The 10,908-nt window shown below is 52.6% G+C and carries 9 protein-coding genes; 1 reads left to right on the top strand and 8 read right to left on the bottom strand.

Annotated features, from left to right (window positions below; translation table 11 throughout):
- Positions 1-70 precede the first annotated feature (70 nt).
- The 6 genes from NSB25_RS19350 to NSB25_RS19325 all read right to left on the bottom strand — a co-directional run bounded on the left by NSB25_RS19350 (position 71) and on the right by NSB25_RS19325 (position 8,628).
- Positions 71-949 carry a tyrosine-type recombinase/integrase gene (locus NSB25_RS19350; RefSeq protein WP_103239009.1) on the bottom strand — a complete coding sequence of 293 codons (879 nt, stop codon included), beginning with the start codon at positions 947-949 and terminating at the stop codon, positions 71-73.
- A 93-nt stretch (positions 950-1,042) separates the two neighbouring features.
- On the bottom strand, positions 1,043-1,354 hold the full coding sequence (locus NSB25_RS19345; protein WP_103239010.1) for a hypothetical protein: 312 nt from the start codon (positions 1,352-1,354) through the stop codon (positions 1,043-1,045).
- A 31-nt stretch (positions 1,355-1,385) separates the two neighbouring features.
- Positions 1,386-2,492 (bottom strand): aldo/keto reductase, encoded by a 1,107-nt coding sequence (locus NSB25_RS19340; RefSeq protein ID WP_103239011.1) that lies wholly within the window; start codon positions 2,490-2,492, stop codon positions 1,386-1,388.
- Positions 2,493-2,511: 19 nt separating this feature from the next.
- Positions 2,512-6,819: a leucine-rich repeat domain-containing protein gene (locus NSB25_RS19335; RefSeq protein ID WP_103239012.1), complete on the bottom strand. Its 4,308-nt coding sequence runs from the start codon at positions 6,817-6,819 to the stop codon at positions 2,512-2,514.
- 65 nt (positions 6,820-6,884) lie between these two features.
- Positions 6,885-7,829, bottom strand: coding sequence for a tRNA dihydrouridine synthase (locus NSB25_RS19330; RefSeq protein ID WP_103239013.1), 945 nt, complete (start codon positions 7,827-7,829; stop codon positions 6,885-6,887).
- A 19-nt stretch (positions 7,830-7,848) separates the two neighbouring features.
- Positions 7,849-8,628 carry a TatD family hydrolase gene (locus tag NSB25_RS19325; protein ID WP_103239131.1) on the bottom strand — a complete coding sequence of 260 codons (780 nt, stop codon included), beginning with the start codon at positions 8,626-8,628 and terminating at the stop codon, positions 7,849-7,851.
- A 245-nt stretch (positions 8,629-8,873) separates the two neighbouring features.
- On the opposite strand from NSB25_RS19325, the gene NSB25_RS19320 reads away from it, so the two are divergent.
- Positions 8,874-9,404, top strand: coding sequence for a nitroreductase family protein (locus tag NSB25_RS19320; RefSeq protein WP_103239014.1), 531 nt, complete (start codon positions 8,874-8,876; stop codon positions 9,402-9,404).
- A gap of 32 nt (positions 9,405-9,436) precedes the next feature.
- On the opposite strand, the gene NSB25_RS29280 is transcribed toward NSB25_RS19320, so the two are convergent.
- On the bottom strand, positions 9,437-9,694 hold the full coding sequence (locus NSB25_RS29280) for a GxxExxY protein (RefSeq protein WP_306817659.1): 258 nt from the start codon (positions 9,692-9,694) through the stop codon (positions 9,437-9,439).
- The gene (locus NSB25_RS19315) at positions 9,691-10,878 is read right to left on the bottom strand and encodes an ATP-binding protein (RefSeq protein WP_306817658.1); all 1,188 of its coding nucleotides are present in this window, start codon (positions 10,876-10,878) and stop codon (positions 9,691-9,693) included. Before NSB25_RS19315 ends, NSB25_RS29280 begins: the two co-directional genes overlap by 4 nt.
- Positions 10,879-10,908 lie beyond the last annotated feature (30 nt).

Below are 10,908 nucleotides of genomic sequence, written 5' to 3'. Positions count from 1 at the left end.
AAATGGTGATTTTGTGATAACAGTTCAATCAGTTTCATAATTGACCTGTTATTTTTATGTTCTATTTTCCTCAGCTGATCAACCCCAGCCTCTCCATCTGACGGGCATGCGTTTTCCCTGTGGAAATCAGGTAGATTCTTGTTGTCTCAATACTGCTGTGCCCCAGAACATCTGCAAGTTTTACGATATCTCTGCTCAGACTGTAGAAAGTCCTGGCGAACAAATGCCGTAAATTATGAGGAAACACTTTGGAGGAATTGACTCCCGCTTTTTCGCACAGCTTCTTCATCTCTCCCCAAATCTGCCGTCTGCACAGACTCTTTCCTGTCCTGGTCACAAATATTTCTCCGAATTTAATTTTCTTTTTTTTCGCATAATCTCTCAGTTTTTTACAGAGCTTCCCCGGAAGAAGGATGGTCCTGATCTTCCCTTTCAGGGAGATATCCGCCCGCTTTTTCCTGACGGCCTCCACTGTGATGTATTTCACTTCGGACACACGGATTCCCGTGCCGCAGATGGTCTCCAGCAGAAGCGCAAGCCGGGGATTGTCCATCTTCCCGGCACTTTGCAGCAGGCGTCCGTATTCGGCTCTGGACAGTTCCCTGTCCTGGTCCCGAAAAGTCCGCCGCTGTATCTTCAGAAATTTCACTTTGCATTCTTCCCAGCCCAGAAAACCGAAAAAGCCGTTCAATGACGAAAGCATTGCATTGACGGTAACAGGAGCATAGCCCGCTTCCACCAGTTCGGCCTTCCATCCGGCTGCCGCTTCCTTATCTACCTCAACGTTTCCGGCGAACATAGTGTGTTCTCCACTTTCACACTCTGCTTTCCATGCGGCAAAGGACCGAATATCCCGAAGGTACTTCTGTATAGTGCCCTCCGTATACTCCTCCCGGCGCATGTATTCCCGGTAATCATCCATCATTTTACTGTCAATTCGATGTGCCATGTACATTTTCTCCTTTGTATTTGCGTTTTCTATGAGGCAAAAAGCTCTGACTCAGCCGAATCAGAGCTTGCTCAAATCATACAACCGCTTCAATCAGTATTTTTCCATCATATACTGCTCTCCTCCGTAATCTACAATCACGTCTGTCCGACGCAAGTCCCTGGTCTGGGCCTCAACATAATAGTTCCCCACCCCGTTGATAATGGGACGCAGATAAAGCAGGAAAAGGCGCCTGCCGGCAATTTCTATCCCTCTGGGAAACTTTATAAATATCCGTCTTCTGCATTTCTGCCGCCGAGCGCCTTCTTCTACCAGCTTCCTGATCTCTTCCAGGCGGCTGCTTATATCAACCATGTAATGTCTGTCCGGAACACAGAGTCCCGTAATATTAAATCGTCTCTTCATAGGCTGTTCCCCTGCCCTTCCATGATTGTAATCAGTTTACCATGATTTTCGAATCATAACAACTGTATATCTGTTCCACCTTCCGTATCTCATCCGGAATCCGGATTTTCGCAGGACACATGGCAAGGCAGGGCATATCGGCGCAGGTTCTGCAGTGTCCGGCGCTCTCCTCAATGCCCAGTCCCAGCTTGCGCAGCGCCCAGTATTCTTTCCCGAGAAAATAATACTGGTACTGTCTGAAAATGGTATGAATCTCCGTGCCGTAAGGACACACACATCTCTGACATCGGTTGCAGGGAATGGGAGTGTATACTTTCTCCAGAGCAGCCAGTACCCGCTCAAAGGGAAGGATCCCTCCCTCTGTCTGCCCACAGGAATTGCTTTCCGCCTGTTTCCTCCAGCCAAATGCCGCCTCAGCCTGGGCGATGGTGCCGATTCCAATCAGCGCGCTGGAAACCGGGTAGGAAAGCACCCCGCCCACCAGAATCTCAACCGGGAACAGCGCAGGCAGAAGCCCCGCCGCATATACCTTGTTCACCAGAAATCCCTTCTCCCGGAAAAGCGGTTCTTTCTGCATCCGCTCCAGCATTCCCCTCTCCAGGATATTGCCGCTTCCCTGCAGCACATCCACGCGGGTATCCCCCGCCCCTCTCAGCAGAATGTCATAATAATGAGACGCAATGCCTGTAAATCTTATTTTTCTCTCCTGCTTCAGTTCCGAAAGCGCATCCAGCGCGCCTCCTTTCCGAAATACTTCTTCCTCGTGGTCTCCGTCCACCTGATGGACAAAATAGATATCTGGACAGGTACCCAGTGTTTCGCAGGATGTCATAACCGCCCGATACATTTCGTTTCCGTCAAAAAACCGGGCCTTATCCGAAATCACAATCCGGTCTCTCCCCACAGATTCCGCAAATCTGCCCAGCTTTCTCTCCGCATCCCCGTACTCCGGCACAATGGCGGTATCGTACAGATTACAGCCCAGGCGGAAAGCATGCTGCAGCACTGCAAGCGCTTCCTCATCATCCAGATTGTAATATTCCGGCAGCACCGGCACGCTTCCCTGCAGAATCGGAATTGTCCCGAAGCTTACTTCCGATACATTAAGTCCCGTATGGCCCAGTTTACGATACTTCATCACTTTCCACCCGATTTCCTCATATTCTCTTCGGGGCTATTCCATCGCTGACACAAAATCCGGGGTCCGGGCCGTCCCCTGGCCCGGCCTTTCCGGGACTACCCGGATTCTTCACCCCTTCCGGAACTTCCCCGCAGAAAGCAAAGGCCTCTCTGCCCACCCGTGTGAGCCCCGCCGGAAGGTTTATCTTCCTTAATCTGTGACAGCGGTAAAAGGCCCTGTCCGGAATCTCCTCCATCTCATCGGACACCAGAATCTCCCGCAGAGAGGTACAGTTTTCGAAAGCGCCCGTTCCCATCCGGCAGAAACGTTCTGAGAAATCCACCTTCTCCAGGGCGCCACAGCCGGAGAAAGCTCTGTCGCCCACCTCACGCACCTTTCCTGCGCCCCGGACTTCCCGCAGCCATTTGCAGCCTGCAAAAGCCCGCTTTTCAATGGTCTCCACCGTATCGGGAAGTATGATTTCCGTCAGCAGATTCCCGTCCTGAAAAGCGCCTTCTCCGATAGCGGTAATTCCCTCCGCCACCCGCAACCGGGAAATGTTGCCGGTACATTCCACAAGCCGCCCTTTCTCATCTGTCTTAAAGCAGTTCATGCTGTCCATCACAGCCTGCCTGGCCAGAGCCGGAAGCTCCCTGTCACGGTCCCCGATCCCGTTGATCCGGACCCGCGTACCGTCAGCCAGGGTCAGCTCCTCCAGCCAGATACAGTTGCGGAAGGCATATTCCTCCACCCGGACCCTTTCGGAGAGAAACCGAATCCCACGTATCTCCATACCATTGGCGAAGGCCCAGCCGCAGACCATCCTGATGTCCTCCGGCACCACAACCTCCCCCACACATCCCGAGCCGTCCAGAAGCATATGGTTTACTGTCACCATGGGCGACTCCTGTCTGCGCTTCTCCATCCACGCCGTGCCGTGAAACGCTCTTGCCCCGATATAATCCACGCTGTCCGGAATCTCGATCTCTTCCAGCATCAGCACATCCCGGAACACTTCCGCCTCTATTCTCCGGATCCCCCCGGGAATCTTCACCTTCCGGCCTGCGCCCCTGTATCCGGTGAGATTTTCTTCTCTTTCCACTGTAAAGCAGCTTAAGGCACTCTGAAAAAGCAGACGGGCCATTTCCGGAATCTGTTCCGCCAGTAAATCATTATAATGAAGCAACTGCCACGCCTGCCCCCGGATAATCACCCGGCGCAACCCGGTACAACCGGATAAGGCATACTCCCGCAGCAGAATCCTGCCCTGCTCTCCCGAAAGGAATATCTCCTCCAGATTTCCGCAGTCTTCAAACCCGTGGGCGTTCACACAGGCCTCATCCCGGAACACCGCCCGCTTCAGACTTTCACAGCCGGAAAAAGCATACTCTCTCACCACATAAATGCGGCTGAAGTCAAAAATCCGCAGACTGCGGCAGCCTCTGAAAGCATTGGCCTTCACTGCCCTTACGCCTTCACAGATGCATTCTTCCAGCTCCCTGCACTCTTCGAAAAGTCGCTCCGCAATAAGGGAAACGCCCTCTACCTCTGCCCTCACAAGGGAAAAGCAGCAGGCAAATGCCGCGGCGCCCAGCTGTGTCACATGCACATCCACCTCCTGCAGTGCAGTACATTTCTCAAAAGCACGGGCATGCACCCGGCAGGCTCTCTGCGGAAACACTACCTCTGCCAGTCTGCCGCAGCCCCAGAAAGCCCCTTCTCCGATTCGCTCCAGACTCTCCGGCAGCACCACTTTCGTGATCTCACGATTTCTCTCAAAGGCAAACGGCGCAATTCCCGTAATCCCTTCCGGAAGCCGCACTTCCCCGCCGCAGCTTCCGCCGGAGACCACCAGGGTACCGATGACGACAGGCGCCTGTTCCCCGCAGGCTTCGAACGCCGTTTCCGCAAAGCTTCGTTCCCCCACCCACAGGCGCTTCTCCCGAAGCTTTACCTTCTCCGGCCTGAGACTCACACAGCCTGCAAAGGCCTCTTTTCCGATATCCGAAGTCTGCTCCAGACAGATATCGCTCAGGCTCCCGCAGTGATAGAAGGCCCGCTCTCCCACCTGATGCCACTCAGCCCCTTCCACTGCCTCCAGTTCCCTGCAGCCGGAGAAAACTTCCGCCTCCACCGCTTTCACCCCGACAGGCCAGCAGACACGATGCAATGTGGTACAACCCTTAAACGCAGCCGGCCCAATCCATTTTACAGTCTCCGGAAGATGGATTTCTCTCAGACGTTCATTCCCATAAAAGGCTCCTCCCGCCACGATTCTGACCCGCTCCGAAAGCCAGATCTCTCCATCCAGATTCCTTCCGTCCCATATAATTTCTTCCTCCGTCACCTGCCCCTTCTCCAGCCAGTGCTCCAGGAACAAGGTCCCATCCCACACATTTCTCCCGGCGGACTGCAGGGAATCCGGCAGAACCACCCGCCTCAGAGAATTACAGCCATATGCCAGTTTATCCGCCATATGGCAGACTCCCTCCTTCAGCACCAGCTCCCGCAGCCGGCTGCATCCGGAAAAAATACCTGTGCCGTAATCTTTCCCATTGCCGGCCATCCATACTCTTTTTACACCGCTCTGTGCAAAAGCCAGACTGCCCGCATAGGTTATCCCGGACAGAAGGCGTATCTCTTTCAGCGCCCGACAGCGGTAAAAGGCCATCTCCCCCACAAAAGTCAGGCTGTCCGGAAGGCGCACTTCCCCCAGAGAGACACAGCCGTTGAAAGCCTGCTCTCCGATTTTCCAGACTTTTTGATTCCATTCAATCTCCTTCAGCGCCCGGCAGTGTCGAAAAGTTCTCTCCTCCACAGTAAGAAGCCCTGGCGGAAAGCTGACTCGAAGGAGCTTTACACAGTTTTCAAAGGCACCGGCGCCAATCCGCTCCAGCTTATCCGGAAATGAAATCGACTGCAGCAGCAGACAGTCCCGGAAGGCACCGGCACCGATCTCCAGAAGGCTCTCCGGCAGAATCACCCGGTCAATGGCTTCATTTCCGGCAAACGCTTCCTGCGCAATGACGGTAATTCCCTTCGGCACCGCCACTCTCGACTCTGTGCCCAGGTACTTCAGCAAAATGGTTCCGCTGATTCTGAAATTCCCCAGCACCTGCCTGTAAATCGTCCGCACCAGTTCGGAAGCATTCTCTCCCTCCTGCATGTAAAGCCCCTCTATCTCATGCAGCGCACCGTCCCCTGTCCGTACTTTTTTCAGCGAACTGCAGTTTTTAAAAGCGTCTTCGTGGATGACAATGTCCTCCCGTGCAAAGTCGACCGCTTCCAGGTTAATGCAGTTGCGGAATGCACGGCTGTCAATCTCTTCCAGGGATGAGGGAAGCTTTACGGAGAGAATGCCTCTTTTATCATAAAAACAGCTCTTACCGATCTTCCGGATGCCCTCCGGAATCTCCACATGCTTCAGATTCGTCCGGAAGGTAACCAGGCATCTGCCGTCCAGCTCCATCATCCGCAGCACGTCCACTGCTACAGTCTTCACCAGCTCCGGCAGCGGCAGATCTCCGGCCACCGCTTCCACCACATTGGGGAATCTGTACCTGCTGCCTCCTGCAAATGAAACCTCCTCCAATGCCCCGCAGCCGGTGAACACGTCGCAGATACAGTCCTGTTCCAGCTCCTGTGATATCTCAAGTCGTTCCAGCAGCACATCATTTACGAACACCTGACTCCCCAGCCGCCGCACCCCCGGTATCCTGGCTTCCTTCAGACTGTCGCAATAGAGAAACACACAGTCACCCAGCTCTTCCACGGAAGTCGGCAGACTGATTCTCTTCAGGGCATGACACCGATGGAAAGCATATTCCCCAATATAACTCACACCGGTTGGAATCTCCGCCACTTCCAGCTTTCGGCAGCCCTTAAAGGCCTCCGCCTGAATCCTGCGCAGGCCGGACGGCAGCACTACCTTTTTCATGGAGACGCAGGCCTTGAACGCCCCTTCCCCAATGGTGTGAATTCCGTCCGGCACTGTCACCAGCTCTTCTCTCCCTGTATATAATTCCAGAATTCCGTCCCCAATCCAAAAGTCTTCCGTCATTGTTCCGCCCTTTCCCATGCTTTTATCCGGCTGTCCGGCCTTCTTTTTTCTGGTTCGCCCTGTGTCTTCGCCGGCTTTCTCTTTTGCTGGTTCGCCCCGTGGCTTCGCCGGCCTTTCTCTTTTGCTGGTTCGCCCTGTGGCTTCGCCGGCCTTCCTTTTTGCTGGTTCGCCCTGTGGCTTCGCCGGCCTTCCTTTTTGCTGGTTCGCCCTGTGGCTTCGCCGGCCTTCCCTTTTTGCTGGTTCGCCCTGTGGCTTCGCCGGCTTTCTCTTTTGCTGGTTCGCCAAGTGGCTTCACCGACCTTCTTTTTCGTCTCCCTTGACACAGGTTTCCGCCGGCGCCGTCTCTCCCCTCACCCGGGAAAAATCAATTCCACCACTTCCCTGAGCGCCTCCAGACTGCCGCTCCGATACAGCCGCTCCTTATATTTCTTCGTCCCCTTTCGCTTCTTCATGCCGTAAGATGCCAGCTTCCGAATATAGGCAAGGGTATAAGTCTCGTCATAGTACCTGCGGGTCAGCTCCATCTGTTCCAGAATCACCTGCCTGGCGTTCTTCCCGGAAGGCCTCCCCGTCAGCTCGGCAAATATAAAAGGATTCTCCAGCGCATAACGGGCAATCATAATCCCGTCTGCTCCCGTTCGTTCCATCATGCGCTCCCCATCCTCCGCGGAATAGATTCCGCCGTTGGCAATCACCGGAATGGAGACCGCCGCCTTCGCCCGGGCAATCTCTTCGTAAGAGGGTTCCCCGTCGTACATCATGCTTCGGGAACGGCCGTGAATGGTAATCATATCCGCCCCGGAGTCCTCACACATCCTGGCAAATTCCGCCGCAAACAGATCGTCCGCCCGGATACCGGTACGACATTTTACCGTCACAATCTTCCCGCTTTTCCTGCATCCCCGGATAATGGCGGAAGCCCTCTTCCAGTCCAGCATCAGCGCGCTGCCCTCTCCGCTTTTGAACACATTTGGCACCGGACAGCCCATGTTAATGTCGATAATGTCAAAGTCCCGCAACAGCTCGCTGCAGGCCATCCTCTCCATCACCGCGGGATTCCCGCCCAACAGCTGAACCGCCCTGATTTTCTCCTGCTTTGTGGTAAACAACAGCTTCCTTGTGGCCATATCCTGATATTTCAGCCCGTTGGCGCTGACCATTTCCGTAAAGCACAGACCAGCCCCCATCTCACAGGCCAGCATTCGGAACGGATAGCAGGTATAACCGGCCAGGGGCGCCATCAGCACATTGGAGGGCAGCAGCAATCCGCCCACACGTAATTTCCTGATCTCCATATCTGTTCCCGCACACCTCTTATTTCAGCCCAAAAATTCTCTCCGTATTCTTCCGCGCGTTTTCGGCCAGCTCTTCCTCGGATACTTTCATATATTTCGCCAGCTCTCTCACCACATACCTGACATTCTGCGGCACGTTGGTCCTGTCCAGGCCCAGCACATTCTTCGGTGTCAGATAAGGCGCATCCGTCTCCACCAGGATCCGATTCAGCGGAATCATCCGCACCGCCTCCCGCAGTTCCCTGCCCCGCCTGTCATCACAGATCCACCCGGTGATTCCAATGGAGAATCCCATGGAGAGATACTGTTCCAGTGTCTTCCCGTCACCCGTAAAGCAGTGTACCACAGACCTGCCGCAGATATCCTGATGCTTCTTAAATCTCCTGATAAAGTCTCCCGATGCGCTGCGCTCATGAAGAAAAAGAGGCCTGCCCAGCTTCTCCGCCAGCACAATATGCTTTTCCAGACATCTGATCTGGTTCTCTTTGGTGGAAAACATCCTGTCATAATCCAGCCCGCACTCACCCACCGCAACGATTTTCTCATTATGGGTCAGAATCTGCTCCATCAGCGCAAAATCCTCCTGCCTGGCACGGTCCGCATTATGGGGATGAATTCCGGCTGTCCCGAATACATTGTGATTTCTCACAAATCCGTCGATTTTCGCATTTTCACTTCCATCCGTTCCGGTAAGGATGCAGCACACGCCATTCTCCTCCGCTTCCCGAATCACTTTTTCCGGGTCCGGAAATTGCCTGCAGAATAAATTTAATCCAATGTCATAGTATTTGACTTCCATATTCCTGTTCCTTCCGTTGGTTTTCTTCCTGATTTTAATCCAAGGTCCATTATACACATTACTGACGCAATACTCAACCTTTGGCTGGAAGTCCTTTCAATCTGTGCCTCCAGCCCTCACTGTTGTCGTCCTAAGGGGCGTAAGTGTACACCTGACCTGGAAAATTTTATGAGAAATTCAGTTTTCAAAAGGCATTGCCTGATATATAATGAAAACAGTGAAAGAAGGAAGGAGGATATGAATCAATGAGCAATGCAATAGAAGTCATCCAAAAGAGAAGTTCCACAAGGGGATACACAGATGAGCCGCTGACGGATTCGGAGCTGAATACCCTGCTTCACGCGGGCCTTCAGGCGCCTACTGCCGCAAACAGGCAGGAAATCCATTTTACGGTACTGAAAGGTGACAATCCTGTTCTGACAGAACTGGAAGAGGAGAAAAATCGTCTCCGCAATCTTGTGAATCCGCCTCACAACTTTTATTACGAGGCTCCCACAGTAGTTATCTTAAGTGCAGACAGCACTTTTCACTGGAGCGAGCTGGACGCCGGGATTGCCGTGGAAAATATGGCGCTTGCGGCGGAAGAGCTGGGCCTGGGCAGCCTGATTATCGGCTGCATTCGGGACGCGATGCAGGGAGAAAAAAAGTCCTGCTTTTCAAATGCTCTGAAGTTTCCTGAAAATTATGAGTATAAAATCGCCATCGCTTTCGGACATAAAGCGGTTACGAAGGAGCCGCATACCTATGATGCGGATGCACAGGTTACTTATCTGTGAGGAAGGGATACATAAACTCCCCCCAGTACGGGTTACTCAATCAGCCGTACTGCGGGGAGTTTCTTCTTATTTAAATTGAAACTGAGCATATATCCTTTCTTCCGGCGGAAATAATCCAGGTACGCCGCAAGCTGGCTTTCTCCTCTCTCATTGTACTCGTTCCCACGCCAGATCTTCATCTCCACAACGAACTGCTCGCCACGGTAGTCTACCACCACATCCGTCCGGCCCGCATCCCGGGTCTGAGCCTCCAGGTAATAATTCCCTGTGCCGTTGATAATGGGATTCAATAAAACTGGTTCCTGTCACTCTGTCCCTGTTTGAATACATCACTTCGGATTGATTCCTCAGACATAAACAGATTCAATAGATACATCTCAAAGATACGGTTTGCAACGACTATCTGTCCGTCTTCTTCTTTCAGAAATCCAAACATAGTCCCCAAACTGACAGATTTAATCCCAAGACTAAACGATAACCTCTGCCCTTCATACAGGATTTGTTCCAGAACATCCTTCAGATCCGGGTACAGATCCAACTGACGTGTCATGCTGTCAAATAAAGGAATTCTTGTCTTCAAAATGATTGATACTGCTTCTCCAATTCCTTCTTTCGACCAAACGCTCCCCTGATCTGCATACTCCTCCTTTTCAGGCAGACGTTCATCCAATATCTTACAGATTGCAGACACCAGATAGGGGTAGCCCGATGTATATTGGTAAATCTCTTCGGCCACTGCGGCTGTATCCATTCCTGTCCGGTGATCCGACTCATATTCCTCAAGCATATCCCTGATCTGAGCGGAGGAAAGGTCCATTTCAACATTGAATTCCGCCGCGATGTTCCAGGGACTGTTGTATTGATGCTCATCATCCGGGCGTATTTTCAGCTTCAAATTTTTAATGTCATACACACCTGCCAGTATCACCGATTGAAAAGCAGGACTGAAATCCCTGTCAAGATAGTAACGCCGCAGCTGTGCCAGAAAGTCAATAAATACCTGGTTATTTGATGCGCTGTCCACTTCGTCTATTATCAGGACCATGGGCTTTTCCGCCGTCCGGCACATCCCGCTGAGACACCGGAACAGCTTGTCAATTCCAAGCCTTTTCTGATCTCTCAGCGCAATCAGATTCCGGTAAGCTTCCTCGCTCACCGCATCCCGCAGTTCCTCTCTTCCGGAGAAGATTTCTTCCAGATAATCGATAAAAGAAAGTACAAAGGCGGATCCGTCCACAAAGCAATCCGACCCAAGGGCCTGGAAGTCCATAGGCAGAACCGCATAGTCATTCTTCAGATATTCCGCCAGCGCTCTGAGCGTTGTGGTTTTCCCATACTGTCTTCCCCGATTGATGACAAAGTATTTCCCCCGGTCCACATACAATCGCTTTATCGCATCCAATCTGTCATCAAGCCGTACCATATAATGAATCCCCGGTCTGCAGCATCCTTCTGTGTTGAAATAACGCTCCATTCGCTTCTTCCTTCCTGTCCGCCATGCTCT

It is taken from the genome of Acetatifactor muris, from assembly GCF_024623325.1.
Taxonomy (GTDB): domain Bacteria; phylum Bacillota; class Clostridia; order Lachnospirales; family Lachnospiraceae; genus Acetatifactor; species Acetatifactor muris.
Note: the sequence above shows the minus strand (reverse complement) of the source record. Positions and strands in the feature narration are given on the sequence as shown.